Source organism: Bradyrhizobium sp. SZCCHNRI3043, from assembly GCF_032377735.1.
Classification (GTDB): Bacteria; Pseudomonadota; Alphaproteobacteria; order Rhizobiales; family Xanthobacteraceae; genus Bradyrhizobium.
The window spans coordinates 64,423-84,623 of the sequence record NZ_JAUHID010000014.1 but is presented as its reverse complement, the minus strand read 5'-3'; the positions used below and the strand labels follow the sequence as shown (position 1 = coordinate 84,623).

The following is a 20,201-nucleotide window of genomic DNA, read 5'->3' as shown; positions in this document are numbered from 1 at the left end:
TGCGTTGTCTGCTCGGCCGTGACTGGCGCGCGGACACGTGCCAATCGATCGAGCTGCCGGCGCATTGCCGCCAAGAAAAGGATAACCGACATGACCTTCCTCGGACGCTCTCTGCTTGCATTCGCTCTCCTGTTGGGCGGATCTTCTGCCGCCTTCGCCGCGGACGTGAAGGCCGGTGACCTCGTCATCACCCAGCCATGGAGCCGCGCCACGCCGGGCGGCGCCAAGACGGGCGCCGGCTATCTGACCATCGAGAACAAGGGCAGCGCGCCGGACCGCCTCGTCGCAGTGACGGGCGACGTCGCCGGGCGAGTCGAGATTCACGAGATGGCTGTCACCAACGGCGTCATGACCATGCGTCCGCTGGATAAGGGACTCACGATCGAGCCGGGCAAGACCGTCGCGCTGGCGCCGGGCGGCTATCACCTGATGCTGATGGATCTGAAGAGCCCGCTGAAGCAGGGCGACAAGCTGCCGGTCACGCTGGAGTTCGAGAAGGCCGGCAAGGTCGCCGTGACGCTCGAGGTGCAGGCGGTCGGCGCCAAGGGGCCGGGCGGCGAGGGCGGCAGCATGATGAAGCAGCACGATCATTCCGGCATGAAGATGTAGGCCGGGCGCACTGCGACTCCGACGGAGAGGCCGGCCTCGATGCAACGGGTGGTGAACGCTGCCATGACAGCCGGTTCGCTCGCGAGCCGGCTGGTGGCGGTCGGCCGTGCTCGGGGGCCTGCCGCCCGCTTCCGTCGAAAGCTCGGCCGATATCTGCCGGTCGCTCTGCTAGCAATGCTGTTGCAGGTGCTGGCGCCAGTGGCGGCGTCCGCCATGACGGCTGTGACGATCGCGACGGCCGATCCGTTCGGCGGGGTGGTGATCTGTCATGCCGAGACGGATGCGGCGCCATCGAATGGCGATACCGACCGCACCGCCTGCGGCCTCGACTGCGTCATGTGCTGCGTGCTGCACGCCGCCGCGGCGCTCGACGCGCCGCCCGCGCCATTCGATGCGGCTCCGCTGCGTCTGACGGCATCCATTGTCTGGACTGCGCGCGAGCTCCGCCTCGTTCATTTGCTCGCCCGGGCACAGGCGCAACCAAGAGGACCTCCCTTCCTTTCCTGAGCACAGAAATCGTCATCGGCGCCGCAGCAGCGCGCCAATCCGTTCTGAACCAGGAAGACCGGCCGTGCAGCCGGCATCGGGGAAGTCAAACATGTTCCGTCGTCATGCCCTTGGTGGTGTGAGCGTGCTCGCCCTGCAGCTCATGCTGCTGCAATCGGCCACGATCGCGAGCGCCGAGACCGAGAAGGAATTGCCGTCCGTCACCGTCGACGCGCCGCGCGCCGCGCCACAACGGGCCGTGCGCAAGCCGATCGCGCAGGCAACATCCGTCCGCACTCACGTGCCGAAGCCGCCTGCCGCATCCGTGGCCAGCAGCTCCGGGCAGGGAGGAGCGGTGTCCGACCCAGCCTCGGGTGCCGGCGCCGCTCGCAGCCAGCTCAGCCAGTCGCCGTCCGGCCAGACCGCGACCACGATCGACCGCAGCCGCTACGATGACCGGCCTGCGTTTTCCGTCGGCGACATCCTGCGCGAAAGCCCCGGCGTCTCGCTCAAGCAGGGCAACGGACCGCGCGATCTCGGCATCTCGATCCGCGGCTCCAATGCCCGCAACGGCTTCGGCATCCGCAACATCGCGCTGTTCGAGGATGGCTTTCCCGTCACGCAGCCGGACGGGCTGTCGCGCAGCGACCTGATCGATCCCCACGCCTACGGTGCGGTCGACGTGATCCGCGGGCCGTCCTCGGCGCTCTACGGCAACTATGCGACCGGAGGCGCGATCAATTTCCGCACCCGTCCGGGCGGCAGCATCGACGGCGCGGAGATCGGCAGCGAAGGCGGCAGCTTCGGCTATCTCAGCAACTACATGACGTTCGGCAAGAAGGTCGGCAATTTCGAGGGCTCGCTGTTCACCAGCGACGTCCGCGGCGACGGCTATCTCGGCAACAGCTGGTTCAACACCCAGACCGTCAACTTTCTAGGCACCTACAAGGCGACGCCGGACGACCGCTTCACGGTCAAGATCATCAACAACGACCTGGTCACGCGGCTGCCAATCCGATACACGCTGAGCCAATACTATCAAAACCCGTATCAGCAGGGCTGCACCACCTGGGCCTCCAGGGCAGCCGGCTGCGCGGCTGTTGGGCTCAACAAGAACGGCCTCAATACGCTCGGCGGGGTGGACCAGGAGACCGCGCTGCAAGCCGGGCTCGGCCGCAACGACCGCCGCACCATCGTCGGGGGCCGCTGGGAGCACGACTTCGACAACGACACGAGCTGGCGCAACCAGTTCGTGTTCGACGACCGCAACATCAGCCAGCCGACAGGATCGACCAGCGCGATCGGCGACTATCCGTCCTACAACTACATGAGCGACATCACCAAAAGGGGAGAGATCTTCGGGCTGGAATCGACCGCCTTCTTCGGCGCATTCTACAACACGCTGACCGCATCCGGAGATACGCGCTTCGTCGTGCCCGGCGGCAACGCGGCGCTCGGCGGCCTCTCGGCCAACACCTGGAGCGAGACCACCAACTACGGCCTGCGGGCGCGCGAGGAGCTCAAGCTGACAGCGGCACTGACGGCGGTGGCCGGTCTCGGCTGGGAGCGTACCCATCTGCGCGGCGTGAACACCGCCTATACCTACGGCGCGACGACAACGACGACGATCACGACGGCGGACCGGCAGTTCGACAATCTCGCTCCCGAGCTGGCGCTGCTCTACCGCGTGAACAGCGACTGGCTGCTGCGCGCCCGCGTTGCCACCGGCTATGGCACGCCGCAGGTCTCGAACCTGTTCGTGTTGCCAACCGGCGATTTCGGCAACAACACCCAACTGAAGTCGCAGACCAATCTGGGCTACGACGTCGGTTTCGACTGGACGCCGAACCGGTCTCTGACCCTCAGCGCGACGGGCTTCTACGAGTTCTTCCGCAACGAGATCGTCACCCAGGCCGTCACGGGGACGCAGAACACCTCCTACACCTTCAACGCACCGCGCTCGGAGCATCGCGGCGTCGAATTGGCGGCCGATTGGCGGTTCCTGCCGGGCTGGCGGTTCACCACTGCCTACACCTACCTCGACCAAGTCTACACTGAATATACCGAGAACCTTGCGGGCGGCTCGAAGCTGTTCAGCTTCAACCGCGTTGGCAACAAGATTCCCGGCATCTCGCCGAACGAGCTGACCGCACGGATCGGATACGATCACCATAGCGGGAGGCTCGCGGGGCTTGGTGCCTTCGTCGAGGTCCAGTGGAAGGATTCCTTCTATATGGACAACGCCAATCTGCTGAAGGCACCGGGCTATGAGCTCGTCAATCTGAACGTCCACTACAAGACCGAGCTTGCCTCGGATACGTTCAAGTCGATGAACGTCTTCTTCGAGGTCCGCAATGTGTTCGACCGCACCTACGTCGCCTCCGCAAACAACCTGCAGAATACGGTGACGGGCGCCGGCGTGCAGGGACTGGCGGGCACCGGGACGATCTACGCCGGCTCACCGCGCGCCTTTTTGGCCGGCATGAAGGTGGCATTCCGATGAGGACCGAAATGACAAGGATCGCACAGCTTCGGAGCGGGCTCGTCGGGCTGGCGATCGCCATGCTTTGTCCGCTCACCGTCCAAGCCCAGATGGCGCACCAGCATGGGGCGGAGGCAGCATGCGAGGGCACTGAGCTCCGATGCGCAACCAAGGTGACGCCGTTCTTCGCTGGCGACGGCAAGCTCTGGCTCGTTTGGATGGCCGGAGGACGGATCTCGGTGGCGAGCTCGTCCGACGGCGGGAAAACGTATTCCGCCACCGTGCCGGTCACCGAGCAGCAGCTCAACCTTGACTGGGGGCCCGATGCTCGGCCGAAGCTGGTGGTCGATGGCAAGGGCGCGGTTGCGGTCGCGTTCTCGATTTTCCGCGACCAAGCCTTCAACGGGCAGGTGCTGTACTCCAGGTCGGAGGACGGCGGCAAAAGCTTCGCGGCACTCCGTCCCATCACGTCGAACAACGAAAGCCAACGCTTCGAGGCGCTGGCGCTGGACCAGGACGGCACCGTCTTCGTGGCGTGGCTCGACAAGCGCAACCGGGCGCCGGCGAAGGCCGCCGGGCGTTCCTATGAGGGCGCAGGGCTGTTCTTCTCGTCGTCGCGCGATGGCGGTGCCACCTACGCCGAAGCGACGCTCGCCCAGGACAACACCTGCGAATGTTGCCGGCTCGGGCTTGCGTTCGCGGGGCCGGGTCGTCCGGTCGTGATGTTCCGCAACATTTTCGATGGCAGCGTGCGCGACCATGCCGTGATCACGTTCAGTGATCTCGGCACGCCCGGCGAGGTCTACCGGGTCAGCACCGACGATTGGCAGATCAAGGCCTGCCCGCATCAAGGGCCGAGCCTGGCCGTGGCGCCGACCGGCACCTATCACGTCGCCTGGTTCACCAACGGCAAGGCTCGCAAGGGGCTGTTCTATGCGTATTCGCGCGACGGTGGCCGAACGTTCTCGGAGCCCATGGCCGTCGGTCGGGCCGATCGCAATCCCACGCGGCCCTACGTGCTCGCGACCCAAGACGCCACGACGCTGGTGTGGAAGGAGTTCGACGGCGAGCGGACCACGGTGATGGGAATGCAATCGCGGGACGATGGCGAGACGTGGTCGAAGCCGCGCGCCCTTGCCAGCACGGACAATGCGTCGGATCATCCGCTGCTGGTCGCCCGTGGCAAGCAGATCTTCCTGTCCTGGATGACCAAGTCGGACGGCTATCGGTTGCAGCCGATCGGAGATGAGTCATGAAACGCGCATTCGCTGCCCTTGCGATCTTTGGCCTCGTCGCCTTGACGGCGTCGAGCACCGCAGCGCCGCCATCGCTCAAGCCGTTCGAGCGCGGCACCTGGCGCGAGGTGCTGCGGGCCCATGCGGGTCGTCCGACCCTGATCCATTTCTGGGGCGTCACCTGCGGCCCCTGCAAGATCGAGCTGCCGCAGCTCGGCAAGTTCATGCTCGATCATCCCGAGATCGACGTGGTCACGGTCAGCGCCGACCTCGTGCCCAATCTGAATGCCGCGACCCAGGCCATGCTGGACAAGGCCGGTCTCTCCACGGCGGAGAACTTCATTTTCGCCGACGGCTATGTGGAGCGCCTCCGGTTCGAGATCGATCCGTCCTGGCAGGGCGACATTCCGCGCACGATGCTCGTGACCCGCGAGGGCGTCGTCTCGACCATCGAAGGCAGCGCCGAGATCAGCGATCTCGACAAATGGTCCTCGGAGCAGGGACGGTCGCGCTAGGACGGTCCGGGCGAGGGGATCAAGGCTGGCCGCGCCGCGACCAGCCTTGAGATGGCGCCGCGGCGGGGTTCATCCTCCACTTCAGGGAAACCGGTAAATTGACTGGGAATCCGGCGGCTTAGCCGCTTTTTCTCAAACCCAGCCTTGTGTTTTGCCGCCTGATCCGGTTTGACTGCGCCAGCCCGAACCGAATCTCGAAGGCCTCGCCCATGCGTCTGTCGCGGTTTTTCCTGCCCATTCTGAAAGAAAATCCGAAGGAAGCCGAGATCGTCTCGCACCGGTTGATGCTGCGCGCCGGCATGCTGCGGCAGGAGGCGGCCGGCATCTATGCCTGGCTGCCGCTGGGCTTCAAGGTGCTGAAGAAGATCGAGCAGATCGTGCGCGAGGAGCAGAACCGCGCCGGCGCGCTGGAACTGCTGATGCCGACATTGCAACTCGCCGATCTCTGGCGCGAGAGTGGCCGCTACGATGCCTACGGTCCGGAGATGCTGCGCATCAGCGACCGCCACAAGCGTGAGTTGTTGTACGGGCCGACCAACGAGGAAATGATCACGGAGATCTTCCGTGCCTATGTGAAGTCCTACCGTAACCTGCCGCTCAATCTCTATCATATCCAATGGAAATTCCGCGACGAGCAGCGTCCGCGCTTCGGCGTGATGCGCGGCCGCGAATTCCTGATGAAGGACGCCTATTCGTTCGATCTCGACGAAGCCGGCGCGCGGCGCGCCTACAACAAGATGTTCGTCGCCTATCTGCGCACCTTTGCGCGGATGGGCCTGAAGGGCATCCCGATGCGCGCCGAGACCGGTCCGATCGGCGGCGATCTCAGCCATGAATTCATCGTCCTGGCAGAGACTGGTGAGTCCGGCGTCTACTGCGACCGTGACGTGCTCGACCTGCCGATCCCGCCGGCCTCCGTCGACTATGACGGCGACCTGACCCCGATCATCAAGCAATGGACCTCGCTCTATGCGGCGACCGAGGACGTCCACGACGCCGCCCGGTTCGAAGCCGAGGTGCCCGCTGAGCGGCGGGTCCATACCCGCGGCATCGAGGTCGGCCAGATCTTCTATTTCGGCACCAAATATTCCGAGCCGATGAAGGCGCTGGTCGCGGGCCCCGATGGGGCGGAGGTGGCCATCCACGGCGGCTCCTATGGCGTCGGCGTGTCACGGCTGGCTGGTGCGATCATCGAGGCCTGCCACGACGACGCCGGCATCAGATGGCCGGAGGAGGTCGCCCCGTTCCGCGCCGTGATCCTCAACCTGAAGCAGGGCGGCTCCGACACCGATGCTGCCTGCGAGCAGCTCTATCGCGATCTCCTCGCCAAGGGGGTCGACGTGCTCTACGACGACACCGAGCAGCGCGCCGGCGGCAAGTTTGCCACGGCCGACCTCATCGGCATCCCCTGGCAGATCATGGTTGGCCCCAAGGGCCTTGCCGAGGGCAAGGTCGAGGTGAAGACCCGCAGCGACGGAGCCCGCCAGATGATGTCCCCCGCGGACGTCGTGGCACGGCTCGGCGGCGGGCCATTGGCTGGCTGAGACGCGCGTTCGATCATCGGATTATCCACCGGGGCTGCCCGTCCCTTCAGGCCAATCCGGCCACATTCGGCCCGAATCATGGGATGATCGCACAATGGATGACGCCATGACCGAACCGGTGCAGACCACCACCCCCTTCGCTCCCTTCGAGTGGATGCTGTCGGGGCGCTATTTGCGTGCGCGCCGCCGGGAGGGGTTCATCTCCGTCATCGCCGGGTTCTCCTTCCTCGGCATCATGCTCGGCGTTGCCACCCTGATCATCGTGATGGCGGTGATGAACGGCTTCCGCAAGGAGCTGCTCGACAAGATCCTCGGTCTGAACGGGCATCTGCTGGTGCAGCCGCTGGAGTCGCCGCTCACCGACTGGAAGGACGTCTCCGAGCGGATTGCGCAGGTGCAGGGCATCCGCCTTGCCGCGCCGGTGGTTGACGGACAGGGTCTGGGCTCGTCGCCATTCAATGCGTCAGGCGTGTTCATCCGCGGCATTCGCGCGCAGGACCTCACGAACCTGACGTCGATCGCCAAGAACATCAAGCAGGGCTCGCTGGAAGGTTTCGACGAGGGGCAGGGCGTGGCGATCGGGCGCCGGCTCGCGGACCAGCTGTCGCTGCATGCCGGCGACAGCATCACCCTGGTCGCCCCGAAGGGCGCCGTGACGCCGATGGGCACCACGCCGCGCATCAAGCCCTACAAGATCGCGGCGGTGTTCGAGATCGGGATGTCGGAATACGACGCCAGCTTCGTCTTCATGCCGCTGGCCGAAGCGCAGGCCTATTTCAATCGCAACAACGACGTCACCGCGATCGAGATCTTCACCAGCAATCCCGACAAGGTGGAGGAGTTTCGCAAGACGGTGACCGAGGCGGCCGGCCGACCCATCTTTCTCGTCGACTGGCGCCAGCGCAACTCGACCTTCTTCAATGCGCTGCAGGTCGAGCGTAACGTGATGTTCCTGATCCTGACCTTGATCGTCCTGGTCGCGGCGCTCAACATCGTTTCGGGACTGATCATGCTGGTCAAGGACAAGGGCCAGGACATCGCCGTGCTGCGCACCATGGGGGCTTCGCAGGGGGCGATCATGCGGATATTCCTGATCACCGGCGCCTCGATCGGGGTGGTCGGCACGCTCACCGGATTCGTCGTCGGCCTCCTGATCTCGATGAATATCGATTCGATCAGGAAGTTTCTGTCCTGGCTGACGAGCACCGATCTGTTTCCCAATGAGCTCTATTTCCTGTCGAAGCTGCCGGCTGAGATCGATGCCGGCGAGACCGCGGCCGTTCTGATCATGGCCTTGACCCTGTCTTTCCTGGCTACGCTCTATCCATCATGGCGCGCGGCCCGATTAGACCCGGTCGAAGCGCTTCGCTACGAGTGAGGCGCTGATGGAAGAGCAGGGGGCAGAGGATGTGCCGGTCGTTTATCTCCACGAGATCAAGCGGCGATACATGCAGGGCGAGCAGCAGCTGACCATCCTGGACGGCGCCAAGCTGGCGTTGTGGGCTGGGCAGTCGGTGGCGCTGGTGGCGCCCTCGGGCTCGGGCAAGTCGACATTGCTGCACATCGCGGGCCTCCTCGAGAGCCCCGACGAGGGCGAGGTCTATGTCGGCGGCGTGCCGACGTCGCAGCTCACCGACATCGAGCGCACCCAGATGCGCAGGACCGATATCGGTTTCGTCTACCAGTCGCACCGGCTGCTGCCGGAGTTCACGGCGCTGGAGAACGTGATGCTGCCGCAGATGATCCGCGGCCTCAAGCGGTCGGAGACCGTGAAGCGGGCGACCGAGATCCTGGCCTATCTCGGGCTCGGCGAGCGCATCAAGCATCGTCCGGCCGAGCTCTCCGGCGGCGAGCAGCAACGCGTGGCGATCGCGCGCGCGGTCGCCAACGCGCCGCGTGCGCTGCTGGCGGACGAGCCGACCGGCAATCTTGATCCTGGCACCGCCGATCACGTCTTTCACGCGCTGATGCAACTCGTGAAGGCAACGCGGGTCGCGATGCTGATCGCGACCCACAACATGGAGCTGGCGGGCCGCATGGACCGGCGCGTCTCCATCGTCGGCGGCAAGGTCGTCGAGCTCGACTGAGTCCGGCCGCAGTCAGGGCCTGATCACCGTCATCTTGAACGGCTCGCGATGGGCGGCGGCATGGGCGACCGCGTCGTTGGCATGATCGAGGTCGAAACAGGTCGGCTCGAACTGCGCAAGGTCGAGCAGCCCGGCCCTGATCAGCTCCACCATCCTGACCGTCGCGCTTGGCGGGTACATCCAGACGCCGTGGATCGTGACGCACTCGCGCATGATCCAGGGATAGGGCAGCTCGAGCCCGGCTCCGCCCAGCATCCCGACGCCGCCCATCAGCACCACGCGCCCATAGGGACGCACGGTCATCACGGCCGACCGCACGACCTGGGCGGTGACCGACGGCGGCATGATGTCGAGCACGCAGTCGATCGGGCGCGGCGCCGCGCGCTTCATGCGTGCGATGTCCTCGCCCTCGTCGCCCGAGAGCCTGACCGGATGGACGCGGGATCCGAACCGGCGCTTCAGCTCCGCCAGCATGACCTCGTTGCGGCCGGGCGCCACGACCGCAGCGGCGCCCATGGCAAGCGCCACCGCGACCGCGGCGCTGCCGAACCTGCCGGTGGCGCCGCTGACCAGGACGGTCTCGCCCGCGTGCAGATTGGCGGCAATAAAGCCGCCATAGGGCACGAGCAGGGTGCCGAGCGCGCACCAGCGCGCAGCGTCATCAGTGTCGATGGCCCCGATCGGCTTGGCGTTCTCCGTCGGCACGCGCATCCGTTCGGCAAACGAGCCGTGCCGGAAATATTGTTGCAGCCTCAGCCCGCCCGGTCCGCGCGCGCTCAAGCCCTGCAGGGTGATGTCGGGGGCGAAGGCTGCGTCACGCGAGCGCACGGTTGGATCGCAGAACACCCAGTCGCCGATGGCGAGATGCGTCGCGTCGGGGCCGAGGGCGCTGACCCGGCCGACCCCTCCGGTGCCGGGGATCACCGGCAGGTCCAGCAGGTACTTCCGTTCGCCGCTGAACACTTCGTTCGCATAGGACAGCACGCCGGCTGCGGCGATGTCGACGATGATTTCGCCGGTGCCGAGCACGGGGTCTTCGACATGCTCGATCTCGAGCGGCGATCCAAATCGTTTGAGCACGGCGGCCTTCATGGTCCTTCTCCATTTTCGCGGTGGCGAGGCTCCAGCCTGCCGGTCTATGCTCCGCGCAGGAAGGCCTGGTATTATCCTGGGATTAGGCAAGCCCACGCTGGCCACACCTCCCGCGGGAGCGAACCATGAGGGATCCAGCACATGAGTGATCCGCGACATGCCGAGCTCGGCAACTTCCTGCGCTCGCGGCGCGAGAAGCTGACGCCGCAAGCGGTCGGACTCGCGGCCGGGCGGCGGCGACGCACCGCAGGGCTGCGACGGGAGGAAGTGGCCGAGCTCGCTGGCATCGGCGTCGACTGGTACATCCGAATCGAGCAGGGCCGGGCCGTGAAGCCGTCCTCCTCGACCATCGATGCGCTGGCGCGCGCCCTGCGCCTGAGCCGAACCGAGCATGCTCATCTCAAGGCGCTGGTGCGCGATCCTGCGCGCAAGCCGTTCGTGCGCGAGCAGGTGCCGGTCCGGCTGCGCGAGCTCGTGCAGAGTCTGAACCAGCCGGCCTACATCTCAGGACGGCGATGGGATGTGCTGGCCTGGAATGCCGCGGCGGACGAGATCTTCGGCTTCTCTCAACTCGCCGACGATGAGCGCAACACGTTGGTGCTGATGCTGTGCAAGCCCGGCGTGCGCCGGCTGTTCGGCGCGCAATGGAAGGAGCTGGCGCAACGCATGGTCGCGCAGTTTCGCGCGACCTACGATCTGTGGGCGGGTGATCCCGCCTTCGTCGATCTGATCGCGCGGCTGCGGCGCGGCAGCCGTGAGTTCGACGGCTTGTGGGCGGCGCACGACGTCAATGCGCTTGCTGCTGGCGAGAAGCTGCTCGAGCATCCGAAGAAGGGCCGCGTGAGGCTGCGATACGCGACGTTCCAGTCCAATGACGATCCCGCGCTGAAATTGGCGATCTACTACACGTGATGACAATGCCGCTCCGGACGAGCGTGCGTTCAGCATGGGCCGGGAAGCACCACACATTCGTCCGCTTTGCGCATGATGATGCTACGCATTCGCAAGACTCGTCGTGCTGCCCTGAAGAATTCACGACTGAGACGTGACAGGGTTCGTTCCGTGACCGGGAGTTTCCCGATCACGATTTTGCCGTCGCGCGTATTGTGGCCATGGATGGACGCCGGCCACGACTCCTCCTTACATCTTATTAGTTGTTTGTTCATGTTGCGGGCAAAGCCTTGGAAAACAGGCCTTTGCGCCCAATCCCATAAAAGCCGGAAAGAATGGTTCTGATCTGCACATCGGTTGATGTCGGCGGAGCGAATGCGGGTGCAGGATCGCTTCGTCGCGCTGCATGTTTTTCGCACGAAACCAGAGGGCCTGGGGACTTTGGGACAGAAGCTACGGAGTTCGATGATGAAGACGCTTTTCGGCGCAACGGTGGGGCTCGGCGCAATCGCCGCGGCGACGTCTGCATTCGCAGCTGATCTTCCAATGAAGAAGGGGCCGTACACCAAGGCGCCGCCCGCCGTCGTGGCGACGGTGTATGACTGGAGCGGCTTCTATGTCGGCTTCAACGCCGGCGGAGGTTCCAGTCGGGATTGCTGGAATCTGGTTTCGAACGCCGGTGTGGCGGTGAACCCGGCAGCCAACCGCGAAGGCTGCTCCGGCGGCGGCGGCGCGGCCGTCGGCGGCCAGGTCGGCTACCGCTATCAGATGGCCAATTGGGTGTTCGGCGTCGAGGCGCAGGGCGACTGGGCGAATTTCAAAGGCACGAATCGCAACCTGATTCTTCCCAATGTCAGCGACCGTTCACGCACCAACGGCTTCGGCCTGTTCACCGGCCAGGTCGGCTATGCCTTCGACAACATTCTCGGCTATATCAAGGGCGGTGCCGCGGTCGTCGGCGATCGCTACGACACCTTCACCACGGGCACCAACGTGATGCTCGATCGCGCCAACACCACGCGTTGGGGTGGCACGATCGGTGCCGGCCTCGAATATGGCTTCGCGCCGAACTGGTCGGTCGGCGTCGAGTACGACCACATCTTCCTGGGTAACAAGAACCTGAACTTCGTCGCCGCGGCCGGCGCGCCCGCGATGACTCATCGCATCAAGCAGGATGTCGACATCGGGCTCGTGAAGCTGAACTACAAGTTCGGTCCGGGTTTCGGGATGATGCGCTGACGCAACGACATCATCGATTGCTTCGGTTCGTCGGAGCCACGGCTTCGACGAACCTTCGATGGTATGGCCTGAAACGATAGCTCGCTGCGTCGAAGGTGGGGGACGGGTCAGTCCTCTTCGAACACGAATGGGTTGGGGAACGGCGCGTAGGGATTTGGCGCCGGCGGACGCGGCTTGATCCGTTGCCTGTGCGGATACGGATAGGGCGTCGCGCGCGGGTCATTGCTGACGCCGGCGAAATAGGGATTCGCGATGCAGTTCAGCAGGCGTCCCGACGCCGTCGCCTGGCATTGCGCGTAAGTGTCGAAGGTACAGTGGCTCAAGCCCGGAAACTCATCACCCTGCAGACAGAACGCATGCCTGACACCGACGGCGTGAGCCGGCGCATGGGTTGCGACCACGAGGCCGGCTGCAGCCAGGGCCGCAAATAAAACCTCACGCATCAACGATCTCCCTTCATTCCTTGATGACCAGAACGCGCGTGCTTCATGGCGAAGCACCGGCGCGACGGCCCTCACGCGTGTGTAGTCGGTCGGCCCTCGATTGCAAGCTGGAAAGTTCCATCAACACACTGTGATTAAAGATTAATTTCCCAACATGTCTCGTGGCCTTTCAGCAGCGAGCTGTGACCGAGCGGCTACAGCAATTGTGGCGCAGATCGTTAAGAGATGCGGCTGGCCTGGGGGCCAAATGAGACGAGACTGGACCTGTGATGAAGAAACTTCTGTTGACGACGACGGCGCTCGTGGTGCTGGCCTCGCCGGCGCTTGCCGCGGATCTCGCTGCGCGTCCCTACACGAAGGCACCGCCGCCGGTGATGGCTGCGATCTATGACTGGAGCGGCTTCTACATCGGCGTGAACGGTGGCGGCGGCTGGAGCGAGAACACCTGGGATCTGGTCGGCGGCGGCCGCGAGGGTTCGCATGATGCATCCGGCGGCACCGTCGGTGGCCAGGTCGGCTATCGCTGGCAGATGGGCCAGATCGTGTTCGGCGTCGAGGCGCAGGGCAATTGGGCCGACCTCACCGGCGACAATCAGAGCGCGCTGTTCGGAACGCGTAACCGCACCAAGACCGATGCGTTCGGCCTGTTCACCGGCCAGGTCGGCTATGCCATCAACAACGTGCTGCTCTACGCCAAGGGCGGCGCGGCCGTGACCAGCAACAAGTACACGATCACCAACGCGGCGACCGGCGCGTTCCTCGCCTCCAACGACGACACGCGCTGGGGCGGCGTGGTCGGTGCCGGACTCGAATACGGCTTCGCGCCGAACTGGTCGCTGGGCGTCGAGTACGACCATCTGTTCATGGATCGCCAGACCGTCAGCTTCGGCGCGCTCGGCTCCGACAGCATCAAGCAGGACGTCGATCTGTTCACCGCCCGCCTGAACTACCGCTTCGGCGGCCCGGTCGCGACGCGGTACTGAGTCGCTCCGCGCACGATCGGCGGATTGCAAAGCCCCGGCGTTCGCGCCGGGGCTTCTTGTTTGTGGGCCGGATTAACCATCTGCGGCGCGGGCGCGGCAACGGGTCGATCAGCGCGCTTGACCTGAGAACAGAAAAGGAACATTGTTCTTCATATGTTCTGACTCAGGGAGGTCCCGATGCTGAAGGTTTTCGTTCAAGAAGCCGCCGCGCTGGCGTCGATCACGCTGTTCGTCGGCATGATCGCGCTCTGGGCGCAAATCATTCCACAGCTTTAGTTTTCCGAGCGCAGCGGCTGGGGACAAGGCAGGCGAGGGCGCCGGACTCGCCGGAGGGCGTCCGATATGATGCGGAGCGAGTCGGTCGGGAGATAGGGCATGGCGCCGGGTCGTGACCCGAGCAAGCCCGGAAGCCGGCCCGACACCGTGATCGATCTCGGAAAAGCCCCAGGAAGTTGCAAAGCGAGCATGTCCAGCGCCGGATTTGTCCATCTCCACGTTCACTCCGCCTATTCGCTGCTGAAGGGCTCGATCAAGATCGGCAAGCTCGGCGAACTCGCCAAGGCCGATCGCCAGCCCGCGCTGGCGCTGACCGACACCGACAACATGTTCGGTGCGCTCGAATTCTCCGACAAGATGGCGAGCTATGGCATCCAGCCGATCGCCGGCTGCGAGCTCGCCATCGATTTCGGCGACATGGACCCGAATGCCCGCAATGCCGGTGCGGTCGCGCAGCCCTCGCGAATCGTCCTGCTCGCCGCACGCGAGGAGGGCTACCGCCACCTGATGCGGCTGAACTCGCGCGCCTTCCTGGACACGCCGACGCATCAGGCGCCGCACATCAAGTTCGAGTGGCTGAACGAGGGTGTCGATGGTCTGATTGCGCTCACCGGCGGGCCCGATGGGCCGATCTCGCTCGCGATCCAGCACGACATGGCGGCACTTGCGACGCAGCGCTGCGAGCGGCTGGCAAGCCTGTTCGGCGACCGCCTCTACATCGAGCTGCAGCGCCACGGGGTCGACCGCGAGCGCCGCGTCGAAGGCGGCCTGATCGATATCGCCTATGGCAAGGGCCTGCCGCTGGTCGCGACCAACGAGCCGTATTTCGCGACCGCCGACGACTACGAGGCGCATGATGCGCTGCTGTGCATCGCCGGCGGCCATCTGGTCGCCGACACCGAGCGCGTGCAGCTGACGCCGGATCACCGCTTCAAGACCCGTGCCGAGATGGCGGTGCTGTTCGCCGACCTTCCGGAGGCCTTGGCCTCGACGGTCGAGATCGCCGAGCGCTGTTCGTACCGGCCGCGGACGCGCAAGCCGATCCTGCCGTTTTTCACGGTCGGCGCCGGCACCGGCAGCGATGCCGTGGACGCCGCGAGCGCCGAGGCCGCCGAGCTGAAGCGACAGGCGGAGGAGGGGTTGGAGCGGCGCCTCAAGGTGCACGGCATGGCGCCGGGCATGACCGAGGAGGACTATCAGAAGCGGCTCGCCTTCGAGCTCGACGTCATCATGCGCATGAAGTACGCGGGCTACTTCCTGATCGTGTCGGACTTCATCAAATGGGCCAAGGCGCACGGCATTCCGGTCGGGCCGGGTCGCGGCTCCGGCGCAGGCTCGCTGGTCGCCTGGGTGCTGACCATCACCGATCTCGACCCGATGCGGTTCGCGCTGCTGTTCGAGCGCTTCCTCAATCCCGAGCGCGTGTCGATGCCGGACTTCGACATCGACTTCTGCCAGGACCGCCGCGGCGAGGTGATCTCCTACGTGCAGCAGCGCTACGGCCGCGACCAGGTGGCGCAGATCATCACCTTCGGCACCCTGCAGGCGCGCGGCGTGCTGCGCGACGTCGGCCGTGTGCTGCAGATGCCCTACGGCCAGGTCGACAAGCTGACCAAGCTGGTGCCGCAGAATCCGGCCGCGCCGGTGACGCTCGCCGCCGCGATCGAGGGCGAGCCGAAGCTGCAGGCGTTCCGCGACGAGGATCCGGTGGTGGCCCGCGCCTTCGATATCGCGATGCGCCTCGAAGGCCTGACGCGGCACGCCTCGACCCACGCTGCCGGCATCGTCATCGGCGACCGGCCGCTGAGCGAGCTGGTGCCGATGTATCGCGATCCGAAATCGGACATGCCGGTCACCCAGTTCAACATGAAGTGGGTCGAGCCCGCCGGCCTCGTCAAGTTCGACTTCCTCGGCCTGAAGACGCTGACCGTGCTCGACGTCGCCGTGAAGCTTCTGAAGCAGCGCGACGTCCACGTCGATCTCGCGACTCTGCCGATCGACGACGCGCCGAGCTATCAGATGCTGGCGCGGGGCGACGTGGTCGGCGTGTTCCAGGTTGAAAGCCAGGGCATGCGGCGGGCGCTGATCGACATGCGCCCGGACCGCTTCGAGGACATCATCGCGCTGGTGGCGCTGTATCGTCCCGGTCCGATGGCCAACATCCCGACCTACTGCGCCCGCAAGCACGGCGAGGAGGAGCCGGAATATCTGCACCCGATCCTGGAGCCGATCCTGAAGGAGACCTTCGGCGTCATCATCTACCAGGAGCAGGTGATGCAGGTCGCGCAGCAGATGTCCGGCTATTCGCTCGGCGAAGCCGACCTCCTGCGCCGCGCCATGGGCAAGAAGATCCGCGCCGAGATGGACAAGCAGCGTGTCCGCTTCGTCGAGGGCGCCACCCAGAACGGCGTGCCGAAGGACCAGGCCGACACGATCTTCGACCTGCTCGCCAAGTTCGCCGACTACGGCTTCAACAAGTCGCACGCGGCCGCCTACGCGTTGGTGTCCTACCACACCGCCTACATGAAGGCGCATTATCCGGTGGAGTTCATCGCAGCGTCGATGACGCTCGATCTCAACAACACCGACAAGCTCTCGGAATTTCGTACCGAGGCGCAGCGCCTGGGCATCAAGGTCGAGCCGCCGTCGATCAATCGCTCGGGCCCGACCTTCGAGGTCAGCGGCAACACCATCTTCTACGCGCTGGCGGCATTGAAAGGCGTCGGGCCGCAGGCGATCGAGATGATCGTGGAGGCCCGCAACAAGGGCGGGCCGTTCACCTCGCTCGCCGACTTCGCCTCCCGCGTCAATCCGCGCGCGATCAACAAGCGCATCATCGAGACGCTGGCTGCGGCCGGTGCGTTCGACGTGCTCGACAAGAACCGCGCGCGCGTGTTCGCCGGCGCCGACGCCATCGTCGCCGCCTGCCAGCGCGCGCACGAGGCCGCGACCTCGGGCCAGAACGACATGTTCGGCAACGCCGCCGACGCGCCCGCGATCATCCTGCCCAACATCGAGAACTGGCTGCCGGCCGAGCGTCTGCGGCGCGAATATGATGCGATCGGCTTCTTCCTGTCGGGCCATCCGCTCGACGACTACGCCGCGGCGCTGAAGCGCCTGCGCGTCCAGAGCTGGGCCGAGTTCTCGCGCGCGGTGAAGACCGGCGCGACCGCGGGCAAGGTCGCCGCCACCGTGGTGTCGCGCATGGAGCGGCGCACCAAGACCGGCAACAAGATGGGCATCATGGGCCTGTCGGATCCGACAGGCCATTTCGAGGCGGTGCTGTTCTCCGAAGGCCTCGCACAATATCGCGACGTGCTCGAGCCGGGCGCGGCGGTGCTGCTGCAGCTCGGCGCCGAGCTGCAGGGCGAGGATGTGCGCGCGCGCGTGCTGCATGCCGAGCCGCTCGATGATGCCGCCGCCAAGACACAGCGCGGCCTGCGCATCTTCCTGCGCGACACCAAGCCACTCGACTCCATCGTCAAGCGCCTGCAGGGGCCGGAAGGTGTCGCGGCCAATGGCAACGGGGCGATCGCCAAGAGCGCCGCGCCGCCGTTGGTGCCCCGCACCGCCGCAGGCGAAGGCGAGGTGTCGCTGGTCATGATGCTGGACCTCGAAACCGAGGTGGAGATGAAGCTGCCGGGGCGCTTCAAGGTTTCGCCACAAATCGCAGGTGCCATCAAGGCGGTGACCGGCGTGGTCGACGTGCAGCAGCTGTAATCGAGGCGATCGTTCCGCTGGAGCGGCTGCGTTCGGCGATCTTGCTGGTCGAACAGGGGGACGAGGAACAAAAAAGCTGCGCGTGGGCTGTACGGACATGCCTCCGTTCAACCGCGGTTCAGCCATTCTCCCGCTGAATCCGCGGCGGGTGCCTCGAAGGGGCTTGAACCATGCGCTTGACCAAGATCACCGCGAAGATCGTCCTGAGTGTCTCGCTCTGCCTGCTCGCCTTGGCGGCCTTGCCGCGGCATGCCGCAGCGCAGCAGCCCGGCGCCGAAAAGCGCATCGCCTTGGTGATCGGCAACGGGGCCTATGCCAAGGGTCCGCTGGCCACGGCGGCCAACGATGCCGGCCTGATTGCGCAGACGCTGCAGGCGGCGGGCTTCGACGTGGTGGGCGCGCGCGACCTCGATGCCGACACGCTGCGCAAGAGCTTTCGCGATTTCATTCACAAGGCCCAGTCAGCCGACACCAACACCGTCGCGATGGTCTATCTCGCCGGCTACGGCATGCAGCTCGCCGGCGAGAACTATTTTCTTCCCGTCGACGCCAACATCGGCAGCGACGTCGACATTCCGACCGAGGGCCTGCGCCTCAGCGACTACATCCGCCAGCTTGCGGCGACGCCGGTGAAGGCCAGCGTCGTGGTGCTCGATGCCGCGCGTCAGCAGCCCTTCATCGCTAGCGGTCCGGCGATCGCCGGCGGCCTGGCGCTGGTCGAGCCCGATGCCAACATGCTGATCGCCTTCAATGCGGCGCCGGGCACGATCGCGCCGAACGAGACCGGCGCCTATGGCATCTACGCGCGCTCGCTCGCCGAGATGATCCGCACCGGCGGCCTGTCGCTGCCGGAGGTGTTCGATAGGCTGCGGCTGCGCGTCAACGAGGAGACCAAGGGCGCGCAGGTGCCGTGGGATGCGCAGAAGATCCAGGCCGCCTTCACCTTCTTCGAGCGGGCGCCGGACGCGCCGGCCACGCCGGATTCGCCCGAGCAGACCGCGGCGCTGCGCTCGCGCCCGATCCGCGAACTGCCGGTGCAGGAGGCCTATGCCGCCGCGCTGGAGCGCGACACGCTGCAGGGCTATGAGGATTTCATCGCCGCCTATCCGAGCGATCCGCTGGCGCGGCGCGTGCGCGCCCTGGTCGCCGCTCGCCGCGAGGCGCTGACCTGGCGGCGGACGTTTCGCACCGACAGCCCGGAGGCCTATTGGTCCTACCTGAAGCGCTATCCCTATGGCGCGCATGCCGAGGACGCCCGGCGGCGGCTGGCGATGTTGTCGGCAGCGTCGGCGCCGCCGCCGACCTTCGCGATGATCGAATATGACGTGCCGCCGCCGCCGCTCGACGAGGTGATCTATGTCGAACGTCCGGTGCTGCTGTTCTCGGATCCCGAATTCGATTTCGTGCCGCCGCCCCCGCCGCCGGTCTACATCCTGCCGCCGCCTCTGCCGGAGTTCGTGGAGCTGCCGCCGCCGTTCGCTCCGGTCGGCCTGTTCATCCTGCCGCGGCCGGTGTTCGTGCCGATCCCGGTCTATGTCCGGCCGCCGGCTTTCGTTGCGCCGCCGCCGAACAACATCATCTACCAGAACATCCACAACACCGCGGTCATCAACACCGTGATCAATCGTCCCGCACCTGCCGGTCCGATGTCCACCGGTCCCGCTGCGGCAACCCAGCCGGCCGTGGCGACGGCGCCGGCATTGCCGCCCGCGGTGATGCAGCGCGCGACCCTGATCCAGCAGGGCAAGGTGCCGCCGCCCGCACCGGTCGCCAATCCTGCCGCGCGACCCGCCGGACCGGGCGGACCGTTGCCTGCTGGCGTTCCGCAGGCTGCGCTTCCAAATCAGGCCGGCCGGCCGGGGCAGGGCCCGCCAAACGCGAATGCGCTTCCGGTGCCGGGCCAACGTGGCGCGCCGGGGCTTCCCGCTGCGGTGCAGACGCCTGCGATCCGGCCGGACATGCGGGCGAACCGCACGCCGCCCGGCGTACCCGCCGCACCTCCCGCGGCCGTGGCTCCTCGCCCGGTTGCGCCGGCGGCCATTCCACACGCACCGGACGCGCGACCGCGGCTGCAGCCGGCCGTGCCCGACCAGATCCAGCATCGCGCAGCGCCGCCGACGGCTGCGCGGCCGAGTCCGCCGCCGCCACGGCCGCCGGCTGCGCCCGTGCTTCGAGCGGCGCCGGCGCGGCCCGCGCCGCCGCCTGTGATGCGCCCAGCTCCTCCGCCACAAATGGCCCGGCCGGCGCCGCCCCCGATGGCCCGGCCCGCTCCGCCGCCGATGATGCGGCCGGCTCCGCCGCCGCCAATGGCGCGTCCGAGCCCGCCGCCGCAGATGGCACGTCCGAGCCCGCCGCCGGTGGCCGCGATGGCGCGGCCCGCCGCACCGCCGCCGATGGCGAGACCGGCTGCACCACCGCCGCGACCTGCTCCGCCGCAGGCCCCGGGCAAGCGGTGTCCGCCGAACGTGCCGCATTGCTGAGCCGGCCGGCGCAGCCGCGGCGCGCCGGTTGCATCGCAGGCCCGTTTTCGATATTGGCCGGACCGCCGGATTGATCGATCGTGGGCGCGCGACGTCGGCAGTCGACGACGTGTTGCGGG

Annotated in this window: 15 protein-coding genes; 13 read left to right on the top strand and 2 right to left on the bottom strand. The window is 66.2% G+C overall.

From position 1 onward, the window contains the following. Nucleotides 1-90: 90 nt before the first annotated feature. The 8 genes from QX124_RS23750 to QX124_RS23715 all read left to right on the top strand — a co-directional run bounded on the left by QX124_RS23750 (nucleotide 91) and on the right by QX124_RS23715 (nucleotide 8,958). Nucleotides 91-609, top strand: coding sequence for a copper chaperone PCu(A)C (locus tag QX124_RS23750; protein ID WP_315738252.1), 519 nt, complete (start codon nucleotides 91-93; stop codon nucleotides 607-609). 63 nt (nucleotides 610-672) lie between these two features. Continuing rightward, the gene (locus tag QX124_RS23745; RefSeq protein WP_315775055.1) at nucleotides 673-1,116 is read left to right on the top strand and encodes a DUF2946 family protein; all 444 of its coding nucleotides are present in this window, start codon (nucleotides 673-675) and stop codon (nucleotides 1,114-1,116) included. 91 nt (nucleotides 1,117-1,207) lie between these two features. Further along, complete coding sequence (locus tag QX124_RS23740; protein ID WP_315798442.1) at nucleotides 1,208-3,598, top strand: TonB-dependent receptor family protein; 2,391 nt, start codon at nucleotides 1,208-1,210, stop codon at nucleotides 3,596-3,598. Between the two features lie 8 nt (nucleotides 3,599-3,606). After that, the gene (locus tag QX124_RS23735) at nucleotides 3,607-4,833 is read left to right on the top strand and encodes a sialidase family protein (protein WP_315738249.1); all 1,227 of its coding nucleotides are present in this window, start codon (nucleotides 3,607-3,609) and stop codon (nucleotides 4,831-4,833) included. After that, complete coding sequence (locus QX124_RS23730) at nucleotides 4,830-5,327, top strand: TlpA disulfide reductase family protein (RefSeq protein ID WP_315798441.1); 498 nt, start codon at nucleotides 4,830-4,832, stop codon at nucleotides 5,325-5,327. The genes QX124_RS23735 and QX124_RS23730 overlap by 4 nt, the downstream gene beginning before the upstream one ends. 209 nt (nucleotides 5,328-5,536) lie before the next feature. Then, a complete protein-coding gene (proS, locus tag QX124_RS23725) occupies nucleotides 5,537-6,871 on the top strand; it encodes a proline--tRNA ligase (protein WP_315798440.1) in 1,335 nt (444 codons plus the stop codon). Nucleotides 6,872-6,965: 94 nt separating this feature from the next. Then, a complete protein-coding gene (locus QX124_RS23720) occupies nucleotides 6,966-8,249 on the top strand; it encodes a lipoprotein-releasing ABC transporter permease subunit (RefSeq protein WP_315711581.1) in 1,284 nt (427 codons plus the stop codon). A 7-nt stretch (nucleotides 8,250-8,256) separates the two neighbouring features. Continuing rightward, the gene (locus tag QX124_RS23715; RefSeq protein ID WP_315738246.1) at nucleotides 8,257-8,958 is read left to right on the top strand and encodes an ABC transporter ATP-binding protein; all 702 of its coding nucleotides are present in this window, start codon (nucleotides 8,257-8,259) and stop codon (nucleotides 8,956-8,958) included. A 12-nt stretch (nucleotides 8,959-8,970) separates the two neighbouring features. On the opposite strand, the gene QX124_RS23710 is transcribed toward QX124_RS23715, so the two are convergent. Then, complete coding sequence (locus QX124_RS23710; RefSeq protein ID WP_315780223.1) at nucleotides 8,971-10,050, bottom strand: zinc-binding alcohol dehydrogenase family protein; 1,080 nt, start codon at nucleotides 10,048-10,050, stop codon at nucleotides 8,971-8,973. A gap of 141 nt (nucleotides 10,051-10,191) precedes the next feature. On the opposite strand from QX124_RS23710, the gene QX124_RS23705 reads away from it, so the two are divergent. Continuing rightward, nucleotides 10,192-10,962 (top strand): helix-turn-helix transcriptional regulator, encoded by a 771-nt coding sequence (locus tag QX124_RS23705; RefSeq protein WP_315738244.1) that lies wholly within the window; start codon nucleotides 10,192-10,194, stop codon nucleotides 10,960-10,962. A gap of 444 nt (nucleotides 10,963-11,406) precedes the next feature. Further along, the gene (locus QX124_RS23700; RefSeq protein ID WP_315711586.1) at nucleotides 11,407-12,180 is read left to right on the top strand and encodes an outer membrane protein; all 774 of its coding nucleotides are present in this window, start codon (nucleotides 11,407-11,409) and stop codon (nucleotides 12,178-12,180) included. A gap of 107 nt (nucleotides 12,181-12,287) precedes the next feature. Here the strand turns inward: QX124_RS23700 and QX124_RS23695 are convergent, their stop codons facing one another. Next, the gene (locus QX124_RS23695) at nucleotides 12,288-12,623 is read right to left on the bottom strand and encodes a DUF3551 domain-containing protein (protein ID WP_315738242.1); all 336 of its coding nucleotides are present in this window, start codon (nucleotides 12,621-12,623) and stop codon (nucleotides 12,288-12,290) included. Between the two features lie 269 nt (nucleotides 12,624-12,892). Here QX124_RS23695 and QX124_RS23690 point away from each other — a divergent pair, with 269 nt between their 5' ends. The 3 genes from QX124_RS23690 (at nucleotide 12,893) to QX124_RS23680 (ending at nucleotide 20,082) form a co-directional block, all read left to right on the top strand. Further along, entirely contained in the window at nucleotides 12,893-13,606 is a 714-nt protein-coding gene (locus QX124_RS23690) for an outer membrane protein (protein ID WP_315770845.1), read from the top strand. 465 nt (nucleotides 13,607-14,071) lie between these two features. Beyond that, nucleotides 14,072-17,602 carry a DNA polymerase III subunit alpha gene (gene dnaE / locus QX124_RS23685; RefSeq protein ID WP_315798439.1) on the top strand — a complete coding sequence of 1,177 codons (3,531 nt, stop codon included), beginning with the start codon at nucleotides 14,072-14,074 and terminating at the stop codon, nucleotides 17,600-17,602. A gap of 170 nt (nucleotides 17,603-17,772) precedes the next feature. Further along, complete coding sequence (locus tag QX124_RS23680; RefSeq protein ID WP_315798438.1) at nucleotides 17,773-20,082, top strand: caspase domain-containing protein; 2,310 nt, start codon at nucleotides 17,773-17,775, stop codon at nucleotides 20,080-20,082. The last annotated feature ends 119 nt before the right edge of the window (nucleotides 20,083-20,201 follow it).

What these genes read in the sequence shown, in the direction of transcription:
- QX124_RS23690 (WP_315770845.1), top strand. Translation starts at nt 12,893, where the DNA reads ATGAAGAAACTTCTGTTGACGACGACGGCGCTCGTGGTGCTGGCCTCG.
- QX124_RS23715 (WP_315738246.1), top strand. Translation starts at nt 8,257, where the DNA reads ATGGAAGAGCAGGGGGCAGAGGATGTGCCGGTCGTTTATCTCCACGAG.
- QX124_RS23730 (WP_315798441.1), top strand. Translation starts at nt 4,830, where the DNA reads ATGAAACGCGCATTCGCTGCCCTTGCGATCTTTGGCCTCGTCGCCTTG.
- QX124_RS23680 (WP_315798438.1), top strand. Translation starts at nt 17,773, where the DNA reads ATGCGCTTGACCAAGATCACCGCGAAGATCGTCCTGAGTGTCTCGCTC.
- QX124_RS23735 (WP_315738249.1), top strand. Translation starts at nt 3,607, where the DNA reads ATGACAAGGATCGCACAGCTTCGGAGCGGGCTCGTCGGGCTGGCGATC.
- QX124_RS23740 (WP_315798442.1), top strand. Translation starts at nt 1,208, where the DNA reads ATGTTCCGTCGTCATGCCCTTGGTGGTGTGAGCGTGCTCGCCCTGCAG.
- QX124_RS23705 (WP_315738244.1), top strand. Translation starts at nt 10,192, where the DNA reads ATGAGTGATCCGCGACATGCCGAGCTCGGCAACTTCCTGCGCTCGCGG.
- QX124_RS23750 (WP_315738252.1), top strand. Translation starts at nt 91, where the DNA reads ATGACCTTCCTCGGACGCTCTCTGCTTGCATTCGCTCTCCTGTTGGGC.
- QX124_RS23695 (WP_315738242.1), bottom strand. Translation starts at nt 12,623, where the DNA reads ATGCGTGAGGTTTTATTTGCGGCCCTGGCTGCAGCCGGCCTCGTGGTC.
- proS (WP_315798440.1), top strand. Translation starts at nt 5,537, where the DNA reads ATGCGTCTGTCGCGGTTTTTCCTGCCCATTCTGAAAGAAAATCCGAAG.
- dnaE (WP_315798439.1), top strand. Translation starts at nt 14,072, where the DNA reads ATGTCCAGCGCCGGATTTGTCCATCTCCACGTTCACTCCGCCTATTCG.
- QX124_RS23700 (WP_315711586.1), top strand. Translation starts at nt 11,407, where the DNA reads ATGATGAAGACGCTTTTCGGCGCAACGGTGGGGCTCGGCGCAATCGCC.
- QX124_RS23745 (WP_315775055.1), top strand. Translation starts at nt 673, where the DNA reads ATGACAGCCGGTTCGCTCGCGAGCCGGCTGGTGGCGGTCGGCCGTGCT.
- QX124_RS23710 (WP_315780223.1), bottom strand. Translation starts at nt 10,050, where the DNA reads ATGAAGGCCGCCGTGCTCAAACGATTTGGATCGCCGCTCGAGATCGAG.
- QX124_RS23720 (WP_315711581.1), top strand. Translation starts at nt 6,966, where the DNA reads ATGGATGACGCCATGACCGAACCGGTGCAGACCACCACCCCCTTCGCT.